The sequence below is a fragment of the Streptomyces sp. NBC_01716 genome (genome assembly GCF_036248275.1).
GTDB lineage: Bacteria > Actinomycetota > Actinomycetes > Streptomycetales > Streptomycetaceae > Streptomyces.
The window spans coordinates 2,309,555-2,335,646 of record NZ_CP109181.1; the positions used below are offsets into that span (position 1 = coordinate 2,309,555).

Consider the following 26,092-nt stretch of genomic DNA (forward strand, 5'->3'; position numbering starts at 1 on the left):
GGCGGGCTCCAACCATCGAGATTACGTCACCGGCCCGCCGTACGAGCACACCGCTGCTAGCAAACCACCCAAAGGCCTACGGCCGGGCGCAAAGAGACACCCGACGGTAAACCTGAGGCCGCTTCGGCGGCACGGACTGTTTCCCGGCGTACGGAGCGCGGCGCCCGCCGCGCTCCGTACCAACTACATGATCTTGACGGGATTCACCACGTCGGCAATCAGCACCAACAGCGTGAAGCAGATGAAGATCCCCGCCACGACGTAGGCGACGGGCATGAGCTTCGCCACGTCGAACGGCCCCGGGTCGGGCCTCTTGAAGAGGCGGGCGAGTTTGCTCCGTACGGACTCCCACAACGCACCGGCCATGTGCCCGCCGTCGAGCGGCAGCAACGGCAGCATGTTGAAGAGGAACAGCGAGAGATTGAATCCGGCGAGCAGGAAGAGCATCATCGCGATCTGGTTCTGCGCCGGGACGTCCAGCGTCATCACCTCGCCGCCGATCCGCGCGGCACCGACGACGCCCACGGGCGAGTCGTCCTTGCGGTCGCCGTCGGAGAAGGCGGCGCTCCAGAGATCGGGGATCTTCGAGGGCAGCGCGACGATCGACTCGACACCGGTCACGATCATGTCGCCCATGCGGTCGACGGAGTCGCCGAAGGAGAGCGGGACGATCTCGGTGGCGGCGGCAAAGCCCAGATAACCGGCGGGAACGTACTTGTCGGGGACGACCTCCCCGTCCGAATCCTTCTGCGCCACCATGTTCTTCGCGAGCGTCGCCTGGAGGACCTGCTCCTTGCCGTCACGTTCGACCGTGATGGTGGCGGGGCCGATCGTCTCGCGGATGAGGTTGGACAGCACGGACCAGTCCTCGACGCGCTCTCCGTTGAAGGCGACGATCTTGTCACCCTCCTTGAGACCGGCGGCGCGGGCCGGCGAGACGGGGTCGCTCGCCGTGCACTTCTCGCGCGCCACGTCCTGGGAGATGACGCACTTCTGAACGCCGGCGACCTCGGTCGTCTGGGTCTGGAAGCCGAAGCTCATCGCGACGCCCATGAAGATCACGACGGCGAGGACCAGATTCATGAACGGGCCCGCGAACATCACGATCATGCGCTTCCACGGCTTGCGTGTGTAGAAGAGCCGGGTCTCGTCGCCCTCCTTCAACTCCTCGAAGGCCGCCGACCGGGCGTCCTCTATCATGCCGCGCCAGGGTGAGGTGGACCGCGCCTCGATACGCCCGTCGGCGCCCGGCGGGAACATCCCGATCATGCGGATGTAGCCGCCGAGCGGGATGGCCTTGATCCCGTACTCGGTGTCGCCCCTCTTTCGCGACCAGATGGTGGGGCCGAAACCGACCATGTACTGAGGCACGCGAATGCCGAAGAACTTGGCCGTCGACAGGTGGCCGAGCTCGTGCCACGCGATGGAGAAGAGCAGCCCCACAGCGAAGATCACTATGCCGAGGACTGTCAACAGGATCGTCATGCGCGAGCCTCCGCTGGCTGTTCTTCGCCGAATTTCTCTGCCACTTCGCGGGCCCGGGCGCGTGCCCAGGTCTCCGCTTCGAGGACGTCCGCCACGGTGAGCGAGGTTCCCTTGGCGGGCCGGCCGTGCTCGGCGACGACATCGGTGACGGTATCCATGATGCCGTTGAACGGCAGCCGCCCCGCCAGAAACGCGTCCACGCACTCCTCGTTGGCGGCATTGAACACCGCCGGAGCCGTACCGCCCAGCGAACCGACGTGCCGGGCGAGTCCCACCGACGGGAACGCCTCGTTGTCGAGCGGGAAGAACTCCCAGGTCGACGCGGTGGACCAGTCGAAGGCGGGCGCGGCGTCCGGCACCCGTACCGGCCAGCCGATGCCCACGGCGATCGGGCCGCTCATGTCGGGCGGCGTGGCCTGCGCGAGGGTCGAACCGTCGGTGAACTCCACCATGGAGTGGACGTACGACTGGGGGTGCACGACGACCTCGATGCGTTCGAAGGGGATGTCGTACAGGAGATGCGCCTCGATCACCTCCAGGCCCTTGTTGACGAGGGTCGCGGAGTTGATCGTGATGACGGGGCCCATGGCCCATGTGGGGTGGGCCAGGGCGGCGTCCGGGGTGACGTGGGCCAGTTCCGCCCTCGTACGGCCTCTGAAGGGGCCGCCGGAGGCCGTGACGACCAGCTTGCGGACATCGGCCCGGGTGCCGGCCGCGAGGCCCTGGAAGAGCGCGGCGTGCTCGGAGTCGACCGGGATGATCTGCCCCGGCTTGGCGAGCGCCTTGACCAGCGGGCCGCCGACGATCAGCGACTCCTTGTTGGCGAGGGCGAGCGTACGGCCGGCTTCGAGGGCGGCGAGGGTCGGCGCGAGGCCGATGGACCCGGTGATGCCGTTGAGCACCGTGTGGCACGGGGACGCCGCGATGTCGGTGGCGGCGTCGGGCCCGGCCAGGATCTCGGGGAGCGGCTCGGAGCCGTACTCCGCGCGCAGCGCCTCGCGCAGTGCCGGCACGGCGTCCTCGCGGGCGACGGCGACGGTGCGGACCCGGAGCTGTCGCGCCTGCTCGGCGAGCAGTCCGATCCGCCCGCCTGCGGCGGACAGCGCGGTGACACGGAAGCGGTCGGGGTTGCGCAGGACCAGGTCGATCGCCTGCGTGCCGATGGACCCGGTCGAGCCAAGGACGACGATGTCCCGGCGGCCTTCGGACGCGTCGAAGGCGATATGGGGGTCGGCGAGGGGGGCTGGACTGTCGCTCATGGCCCCATTCTTGCCGCATCCGGCCACGGCGCGGACAGCGCGGGGCGAAAACGGGGGGCGGGGTGGGGCCCGTCAGGGCTTGGAGCCCGCTTCGAACTTCTTCCATTGCGCCGTGATGACCTCTTCCGGCACCTTGCCGATGTCCTTGGTATCCGTGATGTCGGCCCGGAAGGAGAGGGTGGTGGTACCGGAGCGTACGACGGTGAGGTACTCGTACAGCTTCAGGGTGCCCTTCACGTCGAGGATCGTGAAGCGGTACGCCTGCGCCTCGTCGCCGTGGTCGGGCGCCTTGACCGGCTCGACCTTCAAGTACTGCCCCTTGGCGATGGCCCGGTTCTCGACGAAGCCGCCCGCGCACGCCTTGCCTGCCGCGCCAAGGGCCTTCATTACGGAGGCCGCGCCGTCGCCGTTGTAGGAACGGAGTTGTACGGCGACGGTCGTGCCCAGCATCTCCTCGGCGACGTCGACGTTGCGGTGGACCTCGGACACCGGGTCGAAGGCGGTGGCGCCCTTGGCGAGGCTGACGAGTGGCTGGCAGACGGCGGGGTCGGCGGTGTAGTCCTCGCCGAGGGGCGCGCCGAGGGTGAACTCGCCGGCAGTGTATTTGCCGATCTTCTCGCCGTCGGTGAAGGCGAGGACGGTGAGGTCACGCTGGCTGAGGGCCCCGGTGCCGCCGGAGCCTGCCGGGTCGGGGGCGTCGCCGTCGTCTGCGGCGTCGTCCGCGTCGTCGGCGGGGGCGGACGCGGATGCCTTGCCGTCCGCTCCGTTTTCCTTGCCGCCCTTGTCGCCCTCGCTCGCCTCGTCGCCCCCGCCGCCGCAAGCTGCCGCACCGGTCAGTACGGCGCCGACGAGCGCGAGCGCCGCCACCTGGCGCAGGCGTGCGCGTCGGCCGCTGGACCGTCCCTTGCTTCCCGCCCCGAACATCCCTGCCCCAATCGTCAGTTGACGGCGTCCTCGGTGCCGCGCCGTCGGCGGCGTCCTTGGCCGAATCGCGCGGCTCGCGCCAAGTGTGGTCGCATCGCGGCTCGATTGTGCTGCATGCGTGCCCCATGGTCACAACGGCGGGCCGGGGCGCCGACGGCTGAGTCGAGACATCTTCGGCGAGTTGCGGCATCCGCATTGACACGCCTCACACGCGGGCGCAATTCTGAGAGCGCTCTCAGAAAGGTCTGTACCTGAAGAGTCATTGGGTTCCGGTTTCCCCGCTCCCGGCCGGCGTTCCGGTCCCCGGCACTTCAGGTCTCACCCGCCTCACCGGCGGCGTCCGTACGTCAGATTCCGCCCCCACTGATCTCACCGGGATTTACCTGACGAGGAGGAAGAGCGAGTGCCTGCGATACGCAAGCTGCTGGCCTCTCTGGCCGCCGCGGTGGTCTTCACCACCGGATTCACGGCCTTGACCAGCGCCGCCCCGGCCGAGGCCGCGGTGCCCAACACCATTCCGTTCACCATCAAGAACGACTCCGGCCGCGGCGAACAGCTCTACATCTACAACCTCGGTACAGAGCTCTCCTCCGGCCGACAGGGCTGGGCCGACGCCAACGGCACCTTCCACGCCTGGCCCGGCGGCGGCAATCCGCCGACCCCGGCGCCCGACGCGTCGATCGCGGGACCGCCCCCGGGTCAGAGCAAAACGATCCAGTTGCCGAAGTTCTCGGGGCGGGTCTACTTCTCGTACGGGCAGAAGCTCGTCTTCAAGCTGGCCACCGGCGGGCTGGTGCAGCCGGCCGTGCAGAATCCGAGCGACCCGAACCGGAACATCCTCTTCAACTGGTCCGAGTACACACTCAACGACTCGGGCCTGTGGATCAACAGCACCCAGGTCGACATGTTCTCGGCGCCGTACGCGGTTGGCGTCAAGGGCCCCAACGGCACCGTCAAGAACACGGGCCACCTGAAGCCGGGGGGCTACAACGGGTTCTACAACTCCCTCAGGAGCCAGCCGGGCGGCTGGGGCGGTCTGATCCAGACCCGGTCGGACGGCACCGTGCTTCGGGCTCTCGCACCGGGCCACGGCATCGCGTCCGGCGCCCTGCCGGCCGGTGTGCTGAACGACTACATCAACCGGGTGTGGGCGAAGTACGCCAACTCCCCGCTCACGGTGACCCCGTTCGCGAATCAGCCGGCGGTCAAATACGTCGGCAGGGTCTCCGGCAACGTCATGAACTTCACCAACACCTCCGGCGCGGTGGTCACTTCGTTCCAGAAGCCGGACGCCGACAGCATCTTCGGCTGCTACAAACTGCTCGACGCCCCCAACGACCAAGTACGGGGCCCGATTTCACGCACCCTGTGCGCCGGGTTCAACCGCTCGACGCTCCTGACCAACCCCAACCAGCCTGACGCCAACTCGGCGAACTTCTACAAGGACAGCGTCACCAACCACTACGCGCGGAAGATCCACGAGCAGATGGCTGACGGCAAGGCGTACGCGTTCGCCTTCGACGACGTCGGCGCCCACGAGTCGCTGGTGCACGACGGCGACCCGCGGCAGGCGTACCTCACGCTCGACCCGTTCAACTAGGGCAGCGTCCCCGTAACGCCCCGGGCCGCGTCTTCCGTAAGGAGGACGCGGCCCGGTGGTTTCCCCCGCCCCGTCGGAACGCCCGGAAGGGCCCGGTTCCCGGTCGGTCCGGGGCGCTCCAGCTCCCCGGTCGCTCAGCGGATCGGCCGGTGGACGTTTTTCCGCTGAGCGACCCGCGGCAGGCGTACCTCACGCTCGACCCGTTCAACTAGACGAGTCATTCCGAATGCTGACGGTGTGTCCGGGAACGCAGACAGGGCGTCCAAGATCGTTGTGTGACGAACAACCTGGACGCCCTGCTGACCGCACTGTACGTGAAGATCGACGACGAGATCGGGGGTACCCGGTGGCTGGGCCGACCGCCGCAGCTGACGGATTCCGAGCTTGTCTGCCTCGCTGTCGCGCAGGCGCTGCTGGGCTTCACTTCAGAGTCGCGGTGGCTGCGGTTCGTGGACTCCCGCTTGGGCCGGATGTTCCCGTACGTGCCCAGGCAGCCGGGCTGGAACAAGCGGCTCAGAGCCGCGTTGCCACTGGTCAGGAAGGCGATACGGCTGCTGGCCGTCGATACGGACTTCTGGTTCGACAACCACTGGATCGTCGACTCCACGCCGGTGGAGTGTGGCCGCTCGCGTCCGACGGTGAAGCGGTCGGACATGGCCGGCTGGGCCGGATACGGGTACTGCGCCTCGCACTCCCGGTTCTTCTGGGGCCTGCGCCTGTTCCTGGTGTGCACTCCGGCCGGGATGCCGATCCTGTGGGCGCTGGCGACCCCGAAGATGGACGAGCGCGAGGTACTGACCGCGATGCTCGACCGCGAACCCGAGACAGTCACGAACCGGCCGGGGCTGCTGGTGATCTCCGACAAGGGTTTCGCCGCCAAGGAGTTCGAGGCCGATTTGGCCTTGAGGGGTGCCGAGTTGCTGCGGCCGTCGTTCAAGCGCGAGAAGAAACGCAAGGGCGAGAGTCTCCTGAAATCAGTGCGGCAACTGATCGAGTCGGTCAACGACACCCTCAAAGGCCAGCTCGACCTGGAACAGCACGGCGGCCGGACCTTCGAGGGCGTCGCAGTCCGCGTCGCTCAGCGCGTCCTCGCGATGGCCGCCGCGATCTGGCACAACCACAAGACCGGCCAGCCCGTCCTGCGATCCCTGATCGCCTATGACCACTGATCACATCGGAATGACTCGTCTAGGGCAGCGTCCCCGTAACGCCCCGGGCCGCGTCTTCCGTAAGGAGGACGCGGCCCGGTGGTTTCCCCCGCCCCGTCGGAACGCCCGGAAGGGCCCGGTTCCCGGTCGGTCCGGGGCGCTCCAGCTCCCCGGTCGCTCAGCGGATCGGCCGGTGGACGTTTTTCCGCTGCGACGGGCCGGGCGTGGCGTCCGCGATCCAGGGGCCGTCACCGCTCGGGTCGATGATGCCTTCCTCCAGCCAGGTGTAGGTCCCGGACAGCACGCCGTTCACGACCTTGCGGTCGATGTCGTCCGTGTTGGACCACAGCCGCGCGAACAGTTCCTCGACGCGGAGCCGGGCCTGCCGGCAGAAGACGTCGGCGAGCTGGTACGCCTCGCGGCCGTGCTCTCCCCCCGTACGCAGCATCTCGGCCCGTACGCACGCCGCGCTCATCGCGAACAGCTCGGCCCCGATGTCCACGATGCGGCCGAGGAAGCCCTGCTTGGTCTCCATGGCGCCCTGCCAGCGCGACATGGCGTAGAAGGTCGAGCGGGCGAGCTTGCGCGACGTCCGCTCGACGTAGCGCAGGTGCGCTGAGAGATCCAGATGGCCCTTGGGGTGAAACTCCGCGTAGGAGGTGGGCAGTTGGCCCGGTCCGGCAACCAGCTTCGGCAGCCAGCGCGCGTAGAAGACGCCTGCCTGCGCCCCGGCCCTGGCCTTGTCGGACAGCGTCTTGTCGGGGTCGATGATGTCGCCGGCCACCGCCAGGTGCGCGTCGACCGCCTCGCGGGCGATCAGCAGATGCATGATCTCCGTTGAGCCCTCGAAGATCCGGTTGATCCGCATGTCGCGAAGGATCTGTTCTGCGGGCACGGCGCGTTCACCGCGGGCCGCCAGCGACTCAGCCGTCTCGAAGCCCCGTCCGCCGCGGATCTGGACGAGTTCGTCCGCCATCAGCCAGCCCATCTCGGAGCCGTACAGCTTGGCCAACGCCGCCTCGATACGGATGTCGTTGCGGTCCTCGTCGGCCATCTGGGACGCCAGGTCGACCACGGCCTCCAGCGCGAACGTCGTCGCCGCGATGAACGAGATCTTCTCCCCCACCGCCTCGTGGTGGGCGACCGGCTTGCCCCACTGCTCGCGCGCCGCCGTCCACTCTCGCGCGATCTTCAGACACCACTTGCCGACGCCGACGCACATCGCGGGCAGCGACAGACGGCCGGTGTTGAGCGTGGTGAGGGCGATCTTGAGGCCGGCGCCCTCGGGGCCGATACGGTTCGCTGCCGGGACCCGTACCTGATGGAAGCGGGTGACCCCGTTCTCCAGACCGCGCAGGCCCATGAAGGCGTTGCGGTTCTCGACCGTGATGCCCGGCGAGTCCGCCTCGACGACAAAAGCGGTGATGCCGCCCTTGTGGCCCTCCGACTTCGGTACGCGGGCCATCACGACGAGGAGGTCGGCGACGACGCCGTTGGTGGTCCAGAGCTTCACGCCGTCCAGGACGTAGTCGTCGCCGTCGCGCACCGCCGTGGTGGCAAGGCGCGCGGGGTCGGAGCCGACGTCGGGCTCGGTCAGCAGGAAGGCGGAGATGTCGGTACGGGCCAGGCGCGGCAGGAACGTGTCCTTCTGCTCCTGGGTGCCGAACATTTTCAGCGGCTGCGGTACGCCGATGGACTGATGCGCGGAGAGCAGCGCGCCGATCGAGGCGTTCGCCATGCCGACCAGGGCGAGCGCCTTGTTGTAGTACACCTGGGTGAGGCCGAGGCCGCCGTATTTGCGGTCGATCTTCATACCGAAGGCGCCGAGTTCCTTGAGGCCGTTGATCACCTCGTCGGGGATGCGCGCCTCGCGCTCGATCCTGGCGCCGTCGATGTGCGTCTCGCAGAACTCGCGCAGCGTGGCCAGGAAGGCTTCTCCGCGCCGTACGTCCTCCGCCGGGGGTGCGGGGTGGGGATGGATGAGATCGAGCTGGAAACGGCCGAGGAACAGTTCCTTGGCGAAGCTCGGCTTGCGCCAGCTCTGCTCACGGGCGGCTTCGGCCACCCGGCGCGCTTCCCGCTCGGAGACCTTGGGGGGCTCCGGGACCTGGGCCGTGTCGAATGAATCGGATGGAGCGGACATCGGGAACTCACCTCGCCGCGAAAGTCGGGTCGATGGGCCCGACCGGCCAAGGCGTTCTCGTGGCGCCCTGATGGGAAAGGTACCGGCCGGTACTACTCGTCCGTATCTACCCGATTACCGAGCGTGTAGCCAGTCCTGCCGCGCACCGTCGGCGCGACGGGGCGGGGGTCCGACGCCTACCCCGAGGTGGCCGGGAGCGCACCACGGCACTCCCGGCGGCGTTCTCCTCGGACGAATGCGGCGGGGCGTGGACGGGGCCGGACGGGGGGTGTTACGCCCCCTCGTACGGCCCCGTCGTCCGCCGTTGGCCGCGCTCTACAGGGTCAGGCCGGTGAAGACCATCACGCGCTCGTACGTGTAGTCGTCCATCGCGTACTTCACGCCCTCGCGACCGACGCCGGACTGCTTGACGCCGCCGTACGGCATCTGGTCGGCGCGGTACGACGGGATGTCGCCGACGATCACGCCGCCGACCTCGAGCGCCCGGTGCGCGCGGAACGCCGCCTGCACGTCGTGGGTGAACACGCCTGCCTGGAGGCCGTACTTGGAGTCGTTCACCGTCTCGAACGCCGCCTCCTCGCCGTCGACGCGGCTGAGAGTGACGACGGGGCCGAAGACCTCCTCGCAGGAGATCGTGACGTCGGGCGGAACGTCGGCCAGGACGGTGGGCGCGTACGCCGCCCCGTCGCGCTTTCCGCCGGCCAGGAGCCGGGCGCCGGCGCGTACGGCCTCGTCAACCCATGCCTCGACGCGCTTGGCGGCGTCCTCGCTGACGAGCGGGCCGACATCCGTGGCGTCGTCGGAGGGGTCGCCGGTGACCTGCGCCTCGACAGCGGCGACGATCTTCGGTACGAGCCGCTCGTACAGGGACGCGTCCGCGACGACGCGCTGCACCGAGATACAGGACTGGCCGCCCTGGTAGTTGGCGAAGGTGCCGATCCGGGTCGCCGCCCAGTCGAGATCCTTCTCGCTCGCGTAGTCGGCGAGGACAACTGCCGCACCGTTGCCGCCGAGTTCGAGAGTGCAGTGCTTGCGCGGCACCGAGTCCATGATGGCGAAGCCGACCTTGTCGGAGCCGGTGAAGGAGATCACCGGCAGCCGCTCGTCCTGTACGAGGGTGGGCATCCGGTCGTTGGAGACGGGCAGCACCGACCAGGCGCCGGCGGGCAGCTCGGTCTCGGCGAGCAGCTCGCCGATGAGCAGGCCGGAGAGCGGCGTCGCGGGGGCCGGCTTGAGGATGATCGGGGCGCCGACGGCGATGGCCGGGGCGATCTTGTGCGCGCAGAGGTTCAGCGGGAAGTTGAACGGCGCGATCCCGAGGACGACGCCGCGCGGGAAGCGGCGGGTCAGCGCGAGGCGCCCGGTGCCGCCGGCGTCGGTGTCGAGTCGCTGGGCCTCGCCGCCGTTGAACCGGCGGGACTCCTCGGCCGCGAACCGGAAGACCGAGACGGCGCGGCCGACCTCGCCGCGTGCCCACTTCATGGGCTTGCCGTTCTCGGCGGAGATCAGGCGGGCGATCTCCTCGGTGCGCTCGACCAGACGCCGCGACACATGATCGAGCGCGGCGGCCCTGACATGGGCGGGCGTCGCGGCGAACTCGTCGCGCACGGCGTACGCGGCGGCGACGGCCTCTTCGACCTGGGCCTCGGTCGGAACGGCGACGTTGCCGACGAGCCGGCCGTCCCACGGGGACGTGACGTCCAAGGTCTCCTCACCGGTGGCCTGGCGCCCGGCGAGCCAGAAGGCATGGGTGGCTGCCACAGTTTCGTTCGGCATTGCGAGTCCCGGCCCTTCCGAAGTGGTGATGTTGTCTCCTCCACCGTAGGGGCGCGGGCCACGGACGTGATTTGTCCGGGGTGGAGTGATGGGGGGTGCGCGCTGTGACGCTTTGGCGTACCCGACTGTCGGCACGCTGTCGCCGGTGGGTGATCCGTGGGCCGACGTGGATCGCCCACCGGTCGGCCCGAGGCGGGCTTACGCGGTAACTGCCCGAACACGTCGCGGCAGTTGGGGCCGACAGCGGCCGAGAACTCGGCCCGGACATGCCCTAGGTGCCCGGCGGCGCCGCCGATGTGGTCTTGAGAGCCAGCCACAGCTCCATCCGCACGTCCGGGTCGTCCAGCGTGCGGCCCAGGATCTCCTCCACACGGCGCATGCGATAGCGCAGCGTATGCCGGTGGACGCCCAGATCCGCCGCCGCGGCGTCCCACTGACCGTGGCGCGAGAGCCAGGCCCTGAGGGAGTCCACCAGGTCACCGCGCCCCTTGGCGTCGTGTTCGTACAGCGCGCGGAGCATGCCGTCGGCGAACGCACGCACCGCGTCGTCCGCGAGAAGCGGCAGCAACGAGCCGGCCGCCAGTTCCTCGTGCTCCACCAGAGCGCGGCCCCGTCGGCGGGCGACGGACAGCGACTGTTCGGCCTGTTTGTACGCGCCCGCCGCCGCGATCGGCCCCGTCGGCGCGGAGAGGCCGATGACGAGCCCGGCCTCGTCCGTCTCCTGGGCCTTGTACGTCTCGCAGGCGGCAACGACCGCGCCGGAGTCCGCAGCGAGCACGACGAGCCGTTCCCCGCCGTCGGGCACGGCGAGTACTGCTTCCCCACCGTGCGCCGCCGACGCCTCCAGTGAGTCGGTCAGCGACTGGAGCGGACCGCCGGCGGCGGGGTCACGTGCATCGGACGCGGCCTCGGCCGGCTCGGCGACGAGCAGGCGGAACGGGGCGTCCAGAAGCCCCCCGTACAGATCTCCCGCCACCGCCCGAGCGTGGTCGGGCTGTCCGGAGAGCAGCATCCGCAACACGGCGGAGCCCAGCCGCTGCTCGGCCTCCTGAAGCGCGCGCGACCGCTCCGTGGTGAGCGTCAGCAGGGCGACCGCCGAGTGCACCGCGTACCGCTCCGCCGTCCCCAACGCCGCCCCCGTGCCGACGGCGAGCGCGCCCCGTACACGTCGGCCGGTGCCCAGCGACTGGAGCTCGACCCGGTCGTCCGGATCGCCGACCACAGCGCTGGCGGGCGCGGGACGCTTCCGCAGCCGTTCCACCTCCGGTGTGAGGCGGGCAGCGCGGCGTGCGGCCCAGTCGGGCGCGGCGGCTATCACCGCGCCCGTCGCGTCGTAGAGCGCGGCCCAGCCGTCGATGTGCGCGGCAAGACGGGTGAGCAGGGCGGCGGGGCCTTCGGACAGCGCCGCACGGGTCAGCTCTCGCTGAGCCTCGAAACCCGCCGTGACCGCCCGGTACTGATCCGCCGCGATGGCCGCCGAGACGGCCTTGCTGATGGCGAGGAATGGGGTAGGGCGCGGTACGGCGAGCAGCGGCAGCCCCTCCGCGCGGGCGGCGTCGACCAGAGCGTCCGGAATGTCCTCGTAATTGACGCCGACCGCGAAGCCGAGCCCGACGACGCCGGCGCCCACGAGGCGCCGTACATAGCGCCCCATGGCCTCGGGGTCCTCGGCATGCAGGGTGACGGCGGTGACGAGTAGCAGCTCGCCGCCGTCCATGTACGGCACCGGGTCTTCGAGTTCACTGACATGGGCCCAGCGCACCGGCGTATCGAGCCGGTCCTCCCCCGCGCGCACGGTGAGCTTGAGCGCCGAGTGCTGGACGAGGGAAGCGAGCGTGGGCGGCATGGCGAACCGTAAGACCTTCACGAAGGGGACGCGCTGGCATTTTCGCCGTCCCGTAGAAACGGCGTACCTCAATTCTGCCAGGGTGTACGAGAAGAAGGTACGGGCTCGGGTGATGCCGACGACAGGCGGCAGGACGCCCGCGGCCCGACGCCGCCGACCCCGCCTCCGTACATAGATTCGCGCGCTGATCGCTTGGTGGGCGCTCAGGTACGGAGGTCCACCAGCATCGGCGGTACGTGCTCCCCACCGACCGTGGTCAGCGAGAGCACGGCGTGGCCCGCCGGGACGGAGTGGGCCAGTTCGGAGGCTGACCAGCGCTCACGCTCGACCTCCCGCACCGTGACCGCCTCGGCGGTGGCAGCCTTGCCGGTCACCAGCCGCCGCATGAAGTGCACCGCCTTCGTGAGCGGCTCGTCCGAGATGATCTGCCGGTTGGTGACGTCGCGGGTCTGGACCCACTCCGTGCCCCAGCTCTCCGCGAAGCGCCCGCCGTCCCAGGGCCCGAGCCCGGAGAAAGCCATGCGGCACCCCACGGCGCCGAGGAGCGGTCCGCGCAGCGGGTCCGGGACGTCTTCCAGCGTGCGCAGCGCGAGGACCACACCGGCGTTCGCCGAGCGCAGGCGCTGGATAGCGCGGACGGAGTCGCCCGTCACCGTGTACGTCGCGTCGTCCAGGACCAGGCAAGCGAAGAGCGACCGGTCCGTGCGGACGAGCGCGGCGTCGGTGAACTGGGCGAGGAGCAGTCGGGCGATGATCCGTGACGCCTCGGCGTGGCCTCGTTCGGGCAGGTCGATCCTGACCCTCAGCGGATGCTCGATGGCACGGAGTGAGAAGGCCCGGCTGCTGCCGTCCGTACGGAAGAAGTCGGCGAAGGCGGGCCGGTCGAGGAAGGCGAGGCGTTCGGCCAGGAGGACACCGATGTCGTCGCCGCGCGTCGACTGCCGCTCGCGTGCGTCGAGCTCGCGCAGTTGGGCGGCCGCGCCGACGTCGCCGGACGTCTCCAGCGCGCTGCGCAGGGACTCGAGCGCCGTGGGGGAACCGCCGATCAGCTCGCGTAGCTCCGGTACGGCGGGGAAGCGCCCGTGGACGCTGCGGTACGGGCCGATGAGCTGGGCAAGGGCGGTGGCGGCCCTGCGCCTGTCCCCGCCGGGGAGACCGGCCGCCAGATCGCCCACGAGGGCCTCCGAGAGCGTCCTGGCGGCCTCGTCCGGGTCGTCGGCGCTTCCGTAGAGGTCGAGGTCGTGCGTGGCGTCGGGGCGGCCGACAGCGATGACGAGGTCGAAGGAGTCGTCGGGGGCGAGCGCCGCCCCGTCGGCGGTGACGGCGACGACGGCCGCGCGGTTGGACAGCGCCTGGAGGCAGAGCGACTCGACCACGGGGCGGACCAGTCGGACCGTCTTGCCGGAACCAGCGGGACCGACGGCGAGCAGCGACGTGCCGAGCAGCCCCGGCTCCAGGGCGACGCCGGTGGTGCGCCGCGCGTACGGGTTACGGGGGTGGTCCGCCGCGGTGCCGATCCTGACCTGCCCCGTGACGAGGTCGTGGTGGGCGGTACGCAGCGGCAGGTCACGTACACCCGAAGGATGCCCACAGGCGCCCGCCCCGTGGGCGCGGACGGTGTCGTTGAAGGCGGGCAGCCGTTCGGGGCGGGTGCGGACGCCCTGCCAGGCGCGGCGGATCCGGGCGTAGTCGACGTCGCTGAGGGTGCCGCGGTGTACGGCGTCGGCGAGCTGGGCGGCGGCTTCGGTAAGTCCTGCGGCGCGGAGTTCGGGCCAGTCCGCGGGATCGGCCTCGGCGGGGGGCGGTGGCAGGGGCAGCTCGTCCGGGGTGACCATCCCGAGTCGCCTTCGTACGGAGGGCCAGGTGCCGGCGCGCCCGACGACGGCCAGCACGGCGAGGCCGAGGAGCACGTAGTAGACGTTCGACACCCAGGTGAGCCAGGTGACGGTGCGCGGCATCTCGCGCCAGAAGCCCGGCAGTAGTACGAAGAGCGGCCACAGGGGCACTCCGTAGCGCCGCCAGACCTCGTTCCAGTTGCCGATGCGGCCGAAGCCGATGGCGAGCAGGCTGATGACGAGCGCGTAGTAGAAGTAGCTCGCCGCGACGTACAGCTCCACGTGGGGGCTGTTCGGCGATCGCCAGCCTTCGGGGGTCAGCCACTGGATCGGCAGGAGCCACCAGTTGTCGCCGAAGATCCACCAGCCGCCCAGGTAGCCGTTCCAGAGCAGTGACCAGACGAGCCAGCCGCAGAGGTAGGCGACGAGCGCACCGCTGAACAGCTGACGGGCCGGTACCTGCTCGGGCTCCTCCGGGGGGCGCGGACGGTGGCCGAGGCGCCAGACGCCCGGTTCGGCCTCGGGCCGGGGGATCCGCAGCCAGTCGGCCACGGACGCACCGATGCCCGGCGCCGGGGCGTGTGCCGGCGAGGGAGGCAGGGCCGGAGACGCGAGCGGCGCGGCGTGCCCCTTCGGGGCAGAGGCCGCAGGCGGGACGGCCGGCAATTCCGGGGCGGAGGGTGGCGGCGCCGACGGCGGCGTAGAAGGCTGGGGCGGTGGCCCCGCCGGACGGGGCACGGGATTGGCTCGTGTGCCGCGTGAGTCGTGCGTGCCGTCGTTGTTCATGAACCCCTGTCCCCTGACCAGCCAGGTCCGCTCAGTACAGGCCTCAATCTAGTGCCCGTGCACGGGGAGTTCACCGTTGCGGCCATACGGAGTGTTGATCGCGGGCCCCCCGGGGCGCGTGAAACGGCGCGCCGGGTCCTATGTCCGTGGCGGACAACGACACGCCCCGGATGCTCCCGAACGGCGCATGCCCGCCGCCCGACTCGGCCCCTAGCCTGCGAAGTGAAGGCAGATGCGAGTACGCGAGACACGTAGCGTCCGGAACCACCCCCAGGAGCCCCTCATGACCGCAATCCCGCAGGAGCGGCGCATCGTCACCGCCGTCCCCGGTCCCAAGTCGCTGGAGCTGCAGAACCGCCGTACCGCCGCGGTCGCCGCCGGCGTGGGATCCGTGATGCCCGTCTTCGCGGCCCGCGCGAGCGGCGGCGTCGTCGAGGACATCGACGGCAACAGCTTCATCGACTTCGGGTCCGGCATCGCGGTGACGTCCGTCGGTTCCTCCGCGGAGGCCGTCGTACGCCGCGCCACGGCGCAGCTCGCCGACTTCACCCACACCTGCTTCATGGTCACGCCGTACGAGGGCTACGTGGAGGTCTGTGAGCAGCTCGCCGAGCTGACCCCGGGCGACCACGCCAAGAAGTCCGCGCTGTTCAACTCGGGCGCCGAGGCCGTCGAGAACGCGGTGAAGATCGCCCGCTCGTACACCAAGCGCCAGGCGGTCGTGGTCTTCGATCACGGCTATCACGGCCGTACGAACCTCACGATGGCGCTGACCTCGAAGAACATGCCGTACAAGCACGGCTTCGGCCCGTTCGCACCCGAGATCTACCGCGTCCCCGTGGCGTACGGCTACCGCTGGCCGACCGGCCCGGAGAACGCCGGCGCCGAGGCCTCCGCACAGGCCATCGACCAGATCAACAAGCAGATCGGCGCGGAGAACGTCGCGGCGATCGTCATCGAGCCGCTGCTCGGCGAGGGCGGCTTCATCGAGCCGGCGAAGGGCTTCCTGCCCGCCCTCGCGAAGTTCGCCAAGGACAACGACATCGTCTTCGTGGCCGACGAGATCCAGTCCGGTTTCTGCCGGACGGGCCAGTGGTTCGCCTGCGAGGACGAGGGCGTCGTGCCCGACCTGATCACCACGGCGAAGGGCATCGCGGGCGGTCTGCCGCTCGCCGCCGTCACGGGGCGCGCGGAGATCATGGACGCGCCGCACTCGGGCGGCCTCGGCGGTACGTACGGCGGTAACCCGGTGGCCTGCGCCGCCGCGCTCGGTGCCATCGAGACGATGCGCGAGCTGGACCTCGTATCGAAGGCCAGGCGTATCGAGGAGATCATGAAGCCTCGTCTCAAAGAGATGGCCGAGAAGTTCGACGTCATCGGCGACGTACGGGGCCGTGGCGCGATGCTCGCGCTCGAACTGGTCAAGGACCGGGACACCAAGGAACCGAACCCGGAGGCGACCGCCGCGCTCGCCAAGGCGTGCCACGTGGAAGGGCTGTTGGTCCTCACCACCGGCACGTACAGCAACGTGCTCCGGTTCCTGCCGCCGCTGGTGATCGGTGAGGACCTCCTTACGGAGGGCCTGGACATCCTGGAGCAGGCGCTCGCCGGACTCTGACTGGCGGGTGCGCGCCTGCGGGGCGCCGGTCAGCCTCCGTCTCCGTCTCCGTACGGAGGGCTCCACCGCTCCGTACGGTGCCGGGCCCCGGGGCGGGCCTGTGAAGAAGGTGTGCGGGGCCGATGGCGGGTTCAGCTTCCCGCTGTCGCACCTCACGGCCCTGCCGTACGGTTTCCGCAGATGAAAGAAACACCCCGCCCGCAGGAGACTGCGGGCGACCCCACGGCGGCGCTTCCCCGGCTCCGCCCTGGTCGCGTCTTCGGACGCACTGGAGCATCCAGCTCCGGAATTCCTCACCGATCGGACGGCCGCCCGCCCCAAACCCCCCGGGGCGCGCGGCGACCCGATCCCGGCGGCCGTCTCGGAACTACCCCCCCTGTTCCGGGGCGGCCGGCATTTCCTTCCCGGCGCTTCGGCTCAGCGCGCCCCCTCGGCCCCTTCACTCCCCTCGGGGCATTCGTCCTCTGCGGCGTTCTCTTCGCTCTCGTCACCTGGCAGGTCGTCGCCGGTGGCCCGCTCCGTGACGCCGACGAACGCGTGGGGCACGACGCCTTCGGACGCGGCCCCGCCGGACTGACGGAGTTCCTGGCCGATCTCGGCGGCACGGCGGTCGCCCTGCCCGTCCTGGCCGTCGCGGCGGGGTACGCGGCATGGCGGGGGCACCGTGCGCGGGCGATGGCGGTTGTACTGGCCATGGCCGCCGTTCCGGTGCTCGTGGTGCCGCTCAAGCTGTGGATCGACCGGACTGGGCCGCTCACGGCGGAGTCCGGCTACTACCCCTCGGGCCACACGGCGACGGCGATGGTCGCCTACTGCGGCGCCGCGCTGCTGCTGCGGCCCCGTACGGGGCGCGGATGGACGATGCCTGTCGCCGTGGCGCTCAGTGCGGCGACGGGCATCGGACTGGTACTGCGGGGCTATCACTGGCCGCTCGACGTGCTCGGCAGCTGGCTGCTCTGCGGCATGGTGCTGGCCCTGTTGGTGACGGCCCTGCGGTGGATCGACAACCGCAGGGCCGCCGGCTCGGAGACGGACGCCCCGTAGCGCGAGACGGGTCTGGCCGACCCAGCCCCGGCCCGGCTCAGCTTCCGAAGTACCCGTCGAAGTTCCTCGAGAACTCCCACTGGTTGAAACGGTCCCAGTTGATCGACCAGGTCATCAGCCCGCGCAGGGCGGGCCACGTGCCGTGCGTTTGGTACGACCCGCAGTTGGTCTTCTTCGTCAGACAGTCCAGGGCCTTGTTCACCTCGGACGGGGCGGTGTGGCCGTTGCCCGCCTGCTGCGACGCCGGGAGTCCGATCGCCACCTGGCCCGGGTCGAGCGCCGGGAAGACCTTGGTGGTGTCGCCCGCCACCGGGAAGCCGGTGAGCAGCATGTCGGTCATCGCGATATGGAAATCGGCGCCGCCCATGGTGTGGTACTGGTTGTCGAGCCCCATGATCGGCCCCGAGTTGTAGTCCTGGACGTGCAGCAGGGTGAGGTCGTCGCGCAGGGCGTGGATGACGGGGAGGTACGCCCCGGCGCGCGGGTCCTGGCCGCCGAAGGGGCCGGATCCGTAGAACTGGTAGCCGAGCTGCACGAAGAACGTCTCCGGGGCCATCGTGAGCACGAAGTCCGCCCCGTACTTGGCCTTGAGGCTCTTCACGGCGGAGATCAGGTTGACGATGACGGGACTCGTCGGGTTGCGGAAGTCGGTGTCGCCGTTGTTGAGCGAGAGCGAGTGGCCCTCGAAGTCGATGTCGAGGCCGTCGAGGCCGTACTCATCGATGATCTTGGATACGGAGCTCACGAAGGCGTCGCGCGCGGCGGTCGAGGCAAGTTGGACCTGACCGTTCTGGCCGCCGATGGAGATCAGGACCTTCTTGCCCGCGGCCTGCTTCGCCTTGATGGCGGCCTTGAACTCGGCGGGGGATTCGACGTTCGGGCATTCGGCGACGGGGCACAGGCTGAAGCGGATGTCGCCCGAGGTGACCGATGTCGGCTCGCCAAAGGCGAGGTTGATGACGTCCCACGAGGCGGGCACGTCGGCCATGCGCGTGTAGCCGGAGCCGTTGGCGAAGCTGGAGTGGAGGTAGCCGACCAGGGCTTGTGCGGGGAGTTCCGCCTCGTTGCCGCCGCCGTCCGCGGGCCGGGTTGTCGCGGTGACGACGGAGGAGAGCGGGGAGCGGCCCGCGGCGTTGGTGGCCGAGACCTGGAAGCGGTAGGCGGTCGCGGGGCTGAGCCCCGTGACGGTGGTCGACGTGCCGCTGACGTTCAGGTTCGGGGCGCCGTCGCGGTGCACCGTGTAGCCCGTCGCGCCCGCCACGGGCGACCACGCCAGGCCGACCGAGGACGCGGTGACGGCCGAGGATCTGAGGCCCGCGGGGGCAGTGGCCGGGGGCTGCCCGGTCTCGCCACCCGGCCCGACGAGGCTGAGGTCGTCGACGTGATAGGCGGGGGTTCCGTACCAGCCGTTGGTGTAGAGAGTCACGGACGTGGTGGCGGGGCCGGTGCGGAAGGAGGTGGTGAGTTTCTGCCAACTCGGCGCGGACGGCGTCCAAGTTGAGACGTCGGTGGTGCCGGTTCCGGAGGCTCCGAGGTAGACGTAGCTTCCCTGGACCCAGGCGCTCAGCGTGTACGCCGAGTCGGGTCGGACCGTGACCGTCTGGCTGCATTTCGCGTTGTCGCTGCCCGCCGGGGTGGCCTTCAGCGCGGCGGTGCCGCCGTGCACGGGGCTGCTGACGGCCACGCCGCTGCCGCCCGTACAACTCCAGCCGGTGAGGCCGGATTCGAAGCCGCCGTTGGTGGCGACGTCCGCGTCGGCCGCGCGCGCCGTCTCGGCGGAGATGACGAGACCGCCGGCGGTCAGTGCGGCCGCCGCGAAAGCGGCCACAAGTCTGGGGTACCGAGAAGGTCGTCTGTTGCGTTCCACAACTGCCTCCGGGCATGGCGGAATTGAGTGACCGAGCCGGGCACAACATGGTCCAGACCAATCAAGTTGTCAAGACCTCTGGCGCTGTACGGCTCCGACTGCCCAACCGCCGCGGCGCGCTGTCATCGACCGCCAGTGCGCCCCGACGGGGCCACGCGCGACGTACGAAGCCCGCGCCTCGCACGCCCTCGGCGCTCGCCGATCAGCATTCAGCTCGCCCGGTCATCGCTCCCGCCTTCGCCACTCCGGCCACATCCACCCTCGCCTCGTGCACCTCCGCCTCCCCCGCCGCCGTCGCTCCCGGCGATCTCGGCCGCCGCCTCGTGCATCGCCAGTTCCAGCAACGTCGGGTCGATGAGCGTGCCGGAGCCGTCGGGCGGGACCACCCAGCGAACCCCGCCGCCGGTGCGTCCCGGATACGGCACGACGATCCAGGTGCCGCCGCCCGCGCCCCGCACCCCCGTACCGATCCAGCGGGCGACGGTGCCCGGCGGTACGAAGAACCCGAGGCGCGCGTCGCCGAAGTCGGCCAGAACGGGGCCCGGCCGGTCGACGAGCCGGGTCAGCACCCCGAGCGTCGGATACCCCAGCTCACCGGGGAGGATCAGTACGTCCCAGCGCTTCCCGGCGGGAAGGAGGGCGACCCCGTTCGGGTTCCGCTCCCATTCCCGTCGGCACGCGTCGGGATCGGGCGCCACCGACGCCAGCCACTCCAGCGCCGTACTCGACCCCGAGTGGGCCCTCGAGTCAGTCATCATGCGGCCTCCGCTCCACGTTGTTGGACAGTGCGTCCACAGAGGGGAGAGGGAGGTCGCGCCGGATCATTACGCGAGTTCAGGTCGGCAGTCAGTGGTGATGTGGATCACATCACCACCGGCATCACATCACCACCGGCGAAAAGGCCGCGACGCGACCAAGAGCGGGAACGGGTCCGCAAGCGGCCCAGGACCAGGCCGCGACGGGGCCATGTCCGGACCGACGGACTGCCCGGGCCGAGGCCCCATCCGTACGGAGGTCAGCTGTCGAAACCCAGCCCGACCCGGTCCATGGCCTTCAGCCACAGATTCCGCCGCCCGCCCCTGACGTCCGCGCGGGCCAGGGACCACTTCGTGAGCCCGATCCCGGCCCAGGCGGCCGGCTCCGGCGGGAAGGGCACGGGCTTCGTCCTGACCATCTCCAGCGCCGTACGCTCCGTTCGCTCCCCCGCGAGCAGATCGAGCATCACGTCGGCGCCGAAGCGGGTCGCGCCGACACCGAGCCCGGTGTAGCCGGCGGCGTACGCGACCCGCCCGCCGTGCGCCGTGCCGAAGAAGGGGGAGAACCGCGAGCAGGTGTCGATGGCACCGCCCCACGCGTGGCTGAACCGCACGCCCTCCAACTGAGGGAAGCACGCGAAGAAGTGCGAGGCGAGCTTGAGATAGGTCTCGGGGCGGTTGTCGAGGGCGGCGTCGAGGCGCCCTCCGTACGGATAGACAGCGTCGTAGCCGCCCCACAGGATGCGGTTGTCGGCGGTGATCCGGAAGTAGTGGAACTGGTTGGCGCCGTCGCTGAGTCCCTGTCGTCTCTTCCACCCGATGGCACCGAGCTGGTCCTCGGTGAGAGGCTCGGTCGTCAGGGCGTAGTCGTAGACGGGCACCGTGTAGAGCCGCACGCGCCGTACGAGGGACGGGAAGACGTTCGTGCCGAGGGCGACGTGGCGGGCCAGCACGCGGCCGTACGGCGTGCGGACGGCCATGCCGGGGCCGGAGCGGGCGAGTTCGAGACCGGGCGTGTTCTCGTAGATCCGTACGCCGAGGTCCTGGCAGACCCGCTTCAGCCCCCAGGCGAGCCCCGCCGGGTTGAGCATGGCGACGCCCCGCCGGTCCCACAGGCCGCCGAGGAACGTCGGCGAGTCGACCTCCGCGCGCACCTCCGCGCCGTCCAGGAGGTCCAGACCCGTGAAGCCGGCCGCGGTCGCCTCCTCGTACAACTGGCGGAGATCTTCGAGCTGGTGGGGCTCCGTGGCCACGGTGATGTCGCCGGTGCGCTCGAAGTCGCAGTCGATGGCGTAGCGCTCGACAGCCGACTCGATCCCGTCAAGATTGCCCTCGCCGAGATCCTCCAGCACCCGCAGCTCGCCGGGCCAGCGGCTGAGTCCGTTGGCGAGGCCGTGGGTGAGGGAGGCCGAGCAGAAGCCGCCGTTACGGCCGGAGGCGGCCCAGCCCACCTCACGGCCCTCGATCAGGACGACGTCGCGGCGCGGGTCGCGCTCCTTGGCGAGGAGCGCCGTCCACAGGCCGCTGTAGCCGCCGCCGACGACCAGCAGGTCGCACCGTTCGTCGCCCGCCAGGGCCGGCACGGCGCCCGGCCTGCCGGGGTCGTCGAGCCAGTAGGCGACGGGCTGCGCGTCGGCGAGTGAGGCGGCTGCTGTACGCATGGCTCCAGGGGCCATGTCTTCCAACTCCTTCGGGTCCTGCTCAGGGTGTCGCGGCCTTCTTTCGCCGGTCGCTGACCAGCTGGCCGCCGATCACCATCAGTACCGCAACGACGAACATCGCCGTCCCGATGACGTTGATCTGCACCGGCGTGCCGCGCTGCGCCGATCCCCACACGAACATGGGGAAGGTGACGGACGAACCGGCATTGAAGTTGGTGATGATGAAGTCGTCGAACGAGAGGGCGAAGGCGAGCAGCGCCCCCGCCGCGATCCCCGGTGCGGCGATCGGCAGGGTGACCCGTACGAAGGTCTGCACCGGCCCCGCGTACAGGTCGCGGGCCGCCTCCTCCAGCTTCGGATCCATCGACATGACCCGCGCCTTGACGGCCGTCACCACAAAGCTGAGGCAGAACATGATGTGCGCGATGAGGACGGTCCAGAACCCCAACTCCGCCCCCATGTTCAGGAACAGGGTCAGCAGCGAGGCCGCCATCACGACTTCGGGCATGGCCATCGGCAGGAAGATCAGCGAGTTGATCGCACCGCGCGCCCGGAAGCGGTAGCGCACCAGCGCGAAGGCGATCATGGTGCCGAGGACGGTAGCCCCGATCGTCGCCCAGACGGCGATCTGGAACGAGAGCGTCAGCGACCCGCAGAGGTCCGCGACGCCGCACGGGTCCTTCCAGGCATCGAGCGAGAACGTCTGCCACTCGTAGTTGAAGCGCCCCTTCGGCTTGTTGAAGGAGAACACCATCACGACGAGGTTCGGCAGGATCATGTACGCGAGCGTGAGCAGCCCCGCGACGACGACCACATTGCGTCGGATCCAGCGCATCAGACCAGGTCCTCCGTCCCTGAACGGCGGATGTAGACGGTGACCACGACCAGCACGACCGCCATGAGGATGAACGAGAGCGCCGCCGCCGTCGGATAGTCGAGCACGCGCAGGAACTGGCTCTGGATCACGCTGCCCACCATCTTGGTGTCGGTGGAGCCGAGCAGTTCCGCGTTGACGTAGTCGCCGCTCGCCGGGATGAAGGTCAGCAGCGTGCCGGAGACGATGCCCGGCATGGACAGCGGGACGGTGACTTTACGGAAGGTCGTCGCCGGCTTCGCGTAGAGGTCTCCGGCCGCCTCGTGCAGCCGCCCGTCGATGCGCTCCAGCGAGGTGTAGAGCGGCAGGATCATGAACGGCAGGAAGTTGTACGTGAGGCCGCAGACGACGGCCATGGGCGTGGCCAGGACGCGGTCGTCGGCCGTCCAGCCGAGCCAGCTGGTCACGTCGAGCACCCGCAGGGTGTCCAACGCCCCGACCACGGCGCCGTCGTCCGCGAGGATCGTCTTCCAGGCGAGCGTGCGGATCAGGAAGCTCGTGAAGAACGGGGCGATGACCAGGACCAGCAGGAGGTTGCGCCAGCGGCCGGCCTTGAAGGCGATGAGGTACGCCAGCGGGTAGCCGAGCAGCAGGCACAGCACGGTGGCGGTGCCCGCGTACAGCAGCGAGCGCACGAAGTGCGGGTAGTACTCCTGGAGCGCGTCCCAGTAGGTCTGGAAGTGCCAGGTGACCTTGAAGCCCTCTTCGAGCGAGCCCGTCTGTACGGAGGTCGACGCCTGGTAGACCATCGGCAGCGCGAAGAAGACCAGCAGCCACAGGATCCCGGGCAGCAGCAGCCAGTACGGGACGAGGCGTTTACGGCGCGGAGTCTTACGCACCGCCGCGTCGGTGACCGGTGGTGTGGGTGGCGCGGGTGGCGCTGCCGTGGCGGTCACGCCCCCTCCTCGTCCACCGTCTTGACGCCCGCGTCGATGTCCTGGGCGGCGTCGAGCCCGAAGCTGTGCGCGGGGTTCCAGTGCAGGACCACCTCGGCCCCCGGAACGAGCCTGCCGTCGCGCTCGATGTTCTGCGCGTACACCTCCAACTCCCCACAGACGGGGCTGTCGATGACGTACTGCGTCGAGACTCCGATGAAGCTGGAGTCGACGATGCGGCCGGTGATCCGGTTACGGCCCGCGGGGATGGAGCCCTCGTCGTCCGCGTGCGCGAGGGAGATCTTCTCGGGGCGTACGCCGACGAGCAGCCTGCCGCCGTCCAGGACCTGCGTCGTACAGCGGTCGGCGGGCAGCCTCAGCTTCACGCCGGCCGAGGTCACCACCACCTCGTCGCCGGTCTTCTCCGCGACGTCGGCCTCAATGAGGTTGGAGGTGCCGAGGAAGTTGGCGACGAAGGTGGTCTGCGGGTTCTCGTACAGCTCCGCCGGCGCGCCCAGTTGCTCGACCCGCCCCGCGTTCATCACCGCGACCGTGTCGGCCATCGTCATGGCCTCCTCCTGGTCGTGCGTGACATGCACGAACGTGATGCCGACCTCCGTCTGGATGCGCTTGAGCTCCAGCTGCATCTGGCGGCGCAGCTTGAGGTCGAGCGCGCCGAGGGGCTCGTCGAGCAGCAGCACCTTCGGATGGTTGATGAGTGCACGGGCCACGGCGACACGCTGCTGCTGGCCGCCGGAGAGCTGGTGCGGCTTCCGCTTCGCGAAGTCGCCGAGCTGCACGAGGTCGAGCATGTCCCCGACTTGTTTCTGCACAGACTTGATGCCGCGACGGCGCAGGCCGAAGGCGACGTTCTCGTAGATGTCGAGGTGCGGGAAGAGCGCGTAACTCTGGAAGACGGTGTTGACGGGGCGCTTGTGCGGCGGCAGACCGGTGACGTCCTTGTCGCCGAGGAAGACCGATCCGGTGGTCGGGTCCTCCAGGCCGGCGATCATCCGCAGCGTGGTGGTCTTGCCGCAGCCCGAGGCGCCGAGGAGGGCGAAGAAGGAGCCCTGGGGGACAGTGAGGTCAAGGGGTTTGACGGCGTGGAAGGAGCCGTACGACTTGCTTATCCCGGTGAGGCGGACGTCGTCGCCGCCCCGGTCGGTGGATGCGGTCTCAGTCATGGGTAACGATCCCGGGGGCTTGGGAGGGGCGGAACGGAGCGGAGAGGGCCTCTGGACCCCCGCGGCCTGTGGCGGTGCGAGCCGGCGGCCTGAGGGGCCTCGTGGGCCCCGTAGCCCGGCGGCGAGCGGCCTAGGCGCCGATGAGCTTGGCGAACTTCTCCTCGTACGCCGTCTCTTCCTCACCGCTCAGCGAGCGGAAGGCGTGGGACTGCGAGGCCATCGCCGCGTCGGGGAGGATCAGCGGGTTGGACGCCATCGACTCGTCGATCTTCGCGAGCTCCGTACGGACGCCTTCGACGGGGCAGACGTAGTTGATGTACGCGGCGAGCTGCGCGGCGATCGGAAGCTCGTAGTAGTGGTCGATGAGCTTCTCGGCGTTGGTCTTGTGCCGGGCCTTCGCCGGGACCAGCAGGTTGTCGCTGGAGATCATGTAGCCGGACTCGGGGATGGCGAACTGGATGTCCGGGTTGTCCGCCTGGAGCTGCACGATGTCGCCGGCCCAGGCGACGCACGCCGCGATGTCGCCCTTGCTGAGGTCCGCCGTGTAGTCGTTGCCGGTGAAGCGGCGGATCTGCTTCTTGTCGACGGCCTTCTGTATACGGGCGACGGCGCCGTCGAAGTCGTCGTCGGAGAACGACGCCGGGTCCTTGCCCATGTCGAGCAGCGTCAGCCCGATGGAGTCGCGCATCTCGGAGAGGAAGGACACCCGCCCCTTCAGGTCCGGATCGTCGAGCAACTGCGAGACGGACTCGATCTTGCGGCCCCCCGTCGCCTTCTTGTTGTAGGCGATGACGGAGGGGATACCGGTCCACGGATAGGTGTAGGCGCGCCCCGGATCCCAGTCGGGCGAGCGGAACTGCTGGGACAGATTCGCGAACGCGTGGGGCAAGTTGGCGGGATCGAGCTTCTGCGCCCAGCCGAGCCGGATGATGCGGGCGGCGAGCCAGTCGGTGACGCAGATGAGATCGCGCCCCGTGTCCTGGCCGGCCGCGAGCTGCGGCTGGATCTTGCCGAAGAACTCGACGTTGTCGTTGATGTCCGCCGTGTACTTCACCTGGATCCCGGTGCGTTTGGTGAACGCCTCCAGGGTGGGGAAGCTCTTCTCGTCCTCGCCGACGTCCATGTATTCGGTCCAGTTGGAGAAGACGACGCGCTTCTCCTTCGCCGAGTGGTCGGTGGAGGCGGGGCCGCCGCCCTCGCTCTTCGCGGGCGGAATCCCGCAGGCGCCGAGGCCTGCCACGCCGCCGATCGTGAGCGCCCCGGCGCCGGTGGCACGCAGCAGCGAACGACGGCTGAGTGCGCCCCGTCCGTTGCTCAGGCTGCGACGCGTCGCGGCTATCTGTGCCGCGGAGAGACGGTCGGGCTCGTACTGCTCCATGGGCGGTGCCCTTTCGGATGAGGAGAGGGTGCGA

At 69.8% G+C, this 26,092-nt stretch carries 18 protein-coding genes; 4 read left to right on the forward strand and 14 right to left on the reverse strand.

Features of this window, described 5'->3' with window-relative positions; translation table 11 throughout:
• Positions 1 to 183: 183 nt before the first annotated feature.
• The 3 genes from OIE74_RS09800 to OIE74_RS09810 form a co-directional block, all read right to left on the reverse strand.
• Positions 184 to 1,485 (reverse strand): M50 family metallopeptidase, encoded by a 1,302-nt coding sequence (locus tag OIE74_RS09800; RefSeq protein WP_329380867.1) that lies wholly within the window; start codon positions 1,483 to 1,485, stop codon positions 184 to 186.
• On the reverse strand, positions 1,482 to 2,744 hold the full coding sequence (dxr, locus tag OIE74_RS09805) for a 1-deoxy-D-xylulose-5-phosphate reductoisomerase (RefSeq protein ID WP_329380869.1): 1,263 nt from the start codon (positions 2,742 to 2,744) through the stop codon (positions 1,482 to 1,484). The genes OIE74_RS09800 and dxr overlap by 4 nt, the downstream gene beginning before the upstream one ends.
• Before the next feature lie 72 nt (positions 2,745 to 2,816).
• Complete coding sequence (locus OIE74_RS09810) at positions 2,817 to 3,668, reverse strand: hypothetical protein (protein ID WP_329380871.1); 852 nt, start codon at positions 3,666 to 3,668, stop codon at positions 2,817 to 2,819.
• Between the two features lie 403 nt (positions 3,669 to 4,071).
• Here OIE74_RS09810 and OIE74_RS09815 point away from each other — a divergent pair, with 403 nt between their 5' ends.
• A complete protein-coding gene (locus tag OIE74_RS09815; RefSeq protein ID WP_329380873.1) occupies positions 4,072 to 5,268 on the forward strand; it encodes a glycoside hydrolase family 64 protein in 1,197 nt (398 codons plus the stop codon).
• 275 nt (positions 5,269 to 5,543) lie between these two features.
• A complete protein-coding gene (locus OIE74_RS09820) occupies positions 5,544 to 6,437 on the forward strand; it encodes an IS982 family transposase (RefSeq protein ID WP_329379891.1) in 894 nt (297 codons plus the stop codon).
• Positions 6,438 to 6,594: 157 nt separating this feature from the next.
• Here OIE74_RS09820 and OIE74_RS09825 read toward each other — a convergent pair whose 3' ends face one another.
• The 4 genes from OIE74_RS09825 to OIE74_RS09840 form a co-directional block, all read right to left on the reverse strand.
• Complete coding sequence (locus OIE74_RS09825; protein WP_329380875.1) at positions 6,595 to 8,559, reverse strand: acyl-CoA dehydrogenase family protein; 1,965 nt, start codon at positions 8,557 to 8,559, stop codon at positions 6,595 to 6,597.
• Between the two features lie 315 nt (positions 8,560 to 8,874).
• The gene (locus tag OIE74_RS09830) at positions 8,875 to 10,320 is read right to left on the reverse strand and encodes an aldehyde dehydrogenase family protein (protein WP_329392229.1); all 1,446 of its coding nucleotides are present in this window, start codon (positions 10,318 to 10,320) and stop codon (positions 8,875 to 8,877) included.
• A 286-nt stretch (positions 10,321 to 10,606) separates the two neighbouring features.
• Entirely contained in the window at positions 10,607 to 12,181 is a 1,575-nt protein-coding gene (locus OIE74_RS09835; RefSeq protein ID WP_329380877.1) for a PucR family transcriptional regulator, read from the reverse strand.
• Between the two features lie 203 nt (positions 12,182 to 12,384).
• The gene (locus OIE74_RS09840; RefSeq protein ID WP_443076071.1) at positions 12,385 to 14,802 is read right to left on the reverse strand and encodes an ATP/GTP-binding protein; all 2,418 of its coding nucleotides are present in this window, start codon (positions 14,800 to 14,802) and stop codon (positions 12,385 to 12,387) included.
• A 283-nt stretch (positions 14,803 to 15,085) separates the two neighbouring features.
• Between OIE74_RS09840 and gabT the strand changes: the two genes are divergently transcribed.
• Both gabT and OIE74_RS09850 read left to right on the forward strand, forming a co-directional pair.
• The gene (gene gabT, locus OIE74_RS09845; RefSeq protein WP_329380881.1) at positions 15,086 to 16,420 is read left to right on the forward strand and encodes a 4-aminobutyrate--2-oxoglutarate transaminase; all 1,335 of its coding nucleotides are present in this window, start codon (positions 15,086 to 15,088) and stop codon (positions 16,418 to 16,420) included.
• A 537-nt stretch (positions 16,421 to 16,957) separates the two neighbouring features.
• Positions 16,958 to 17,464, forward strand: coding sequence for a phosphatase PAP2 family protein (locus tag OIE74_RS09850; protein WP_329380883.1), 507 nt, complete (start codon positions 16,958 to 16,960; stop codon positions 17,462 to 17,464).
• A 37-nt stretch (positions 17,465 to 17,501) separates the two neighbouring features.
• On the opposite strand, the gene OIE74_RS09855 is transcribed toward OIE74_RS09850, so the two are convergent.
• The 7 genes from OIE74_RS09855 to OIE74_RS09885 form a co-directional block, all read right to left on the reverse strand.
• Positions 17,502 to 19,331: a chitinase gene (locus tag OIE74_RS09855; protein ID WP_329380884.1), complete on the reverse strand. Its 1,830-nt coding sequence runs from the start codon at positions 19,329 to 19,331 to the stop codon at positions 17,502 to 17,504.
• Between the two features lie 209 nt (positions 19,332 to 19,540).
• Positions 19,541 to 20,086, reverse strand: coding sequence for a hypothetical protein (locus OIE74_RS09860; protein WP_329380886.1), 546 nt, complete (start codon positions 20,084 to 20,086; stop codon positions 19,541 to 19,543).
• A gap of 260 nt (positions 20,087 to 20,346) precedes the next feature.
• The gene (locus tag OIE74_RS09865; RefSeq protein WP_329380888.1) at positions 20,347 to 21,762 is read right to left on the reverse strand and encodes an NAD(P)/FAD-dependent oxidoreductase; all 1,416 of its coding nucleotides are present in this window, start codon (positions 21,760 to 21,762) and stop codon (positions 20,347 to 20,349) included.
• Positions 21,763 to 21,787: 25 nt separating this feature from the next.
• On the reverse strand, positions 21,788 to 22,582 hold the full coding sequence (locus OIE74_RS09870) for an ABC transporter permease (RefSeq protein ID WP_329380890.1): 795 nt from the start codon (positions 22,580 to 22,582) through the stop codon (positions 21,788 to 21,790).
• Complete coding sequence (locus OIE74_RS09875; protein ID WP_329380892.1) at positions 22,582 to 23,517, reverse strand: ABC transporter permease; 936 nt, start codon at positions 23,515 to 23,517, stop codon at positions 22,582 to 22,584. Before OIE74_RS09875 ends, OIE74_RS09870 begins: the two co-directional genes overlap by 1 nt.
• Entirely contained in the window at positions 23,514 to 24,680 is a 1,167-nt protein-coding gene (locus tag OIE74_RS09880; RefSeq protein ID WP_329380894.1) for an ABC transporter ATP-binding protein, read from the reverse strand. Before OIE74_RS09880 ends, OIE74_RS09875 begins: the two co-directional genes overlap by 4 nt.
• 130 nt (positions 24,681 to 24,810) lie before the next feature.
• Entirely contained in the window at positions 24,811 to 26,058 is a 1,248-nt protein-coding gene (locus OIE74_RS09885) for an ABC transporter substrate-binding protein (RefSeq protein WP_329380896.1), read from the reverse strand.
• Between the last annotated feature and the right edge of the window lie 34 nt (positions 26,059 to 26,092).

Coding starts and splice junctions, on each gene's coding strand:
- OIE74_RS09800 (WP_329380867.1), bottom strand. CDS start 1,485: ATGACGATCCTGTTGACAGTCCTCGGCATAGTGATCTTCGCTGTGGGG.
- dxr (WP_329380869.1), bottom strand. CDS start 2,744: ATGAGCGACAGTCCAGCCCCCCTCGCCGACCCCCATATCGCCTTCGAC.
- OIE74_RS09810 (WP_329380871.1), bottom strand. CDS start 3,668: ATGTTCGGGGCGGGAAGCAAGGGACGGTCCAGCGGCCGACGCGCACGC.
- OIE74_RS09825 (WP_329380875.1), bottom strand. CDS start 8,559: ATGTCCGCTCCATCCGATTCATTCGACACGGCCCAGGTCCCGGAGCCC.
- OIE74_RS09835 (WP_329380877.1), bottom strand. CDS start 12,181: ATGCCGCCCACGCTCGCTTCCCTCGTCCAGCACTCGGCGCTCAAGCTC.
- OIE74_RS09840 (WP_443076071.1), bottom strand. CDS start 14,802: ATGAACAACGACGGCACGCACGACTCACGCGGCACACGAGCCAATCCC.
- gabT (WP_329380881.1), top strand. CDS start 15,086: ATGACCGCAATCCCGCAGGAGCGGCGCATCGTCACCGCCGTCCCCGGT.
- OIE74_RS09860 (WP_329380886.1), bottom strand. CDS start 20,086: ATGACTGACTCGAGGGCCCACTCGGGGTCGAGTACGGCGCTGGAGTGG.
- OIE74_RS09865 (WP_329380888.1), bottom strand. CDS start 21,762: ATGGCCCCTGGAGCCATGCGTACAGCAGCCGCCTCACTCGCCGACGCG.
- OIE74_RS09870 (WP_329380890.1), bottom strand. CDS start 22,582: ATGCGCTGGATCCGACGCAATGTGGTCGTCGTCGCGGGGCTGCTCACG.
- OIE74_RS09880 (WP_329380894.1), bottom strand. CDS start 24,680: ATGACTGAGACCGCATCCACCGACCGGGGCGGCGACGACGTCCGCCTC.
- OIE74_RS09885 (WP_329380896.1), bottom strand. CDS start 26,058: ATGGAGCAGTACGAGCCCGACCGTCTCTCCGCGGCACAGATAGCCGCG.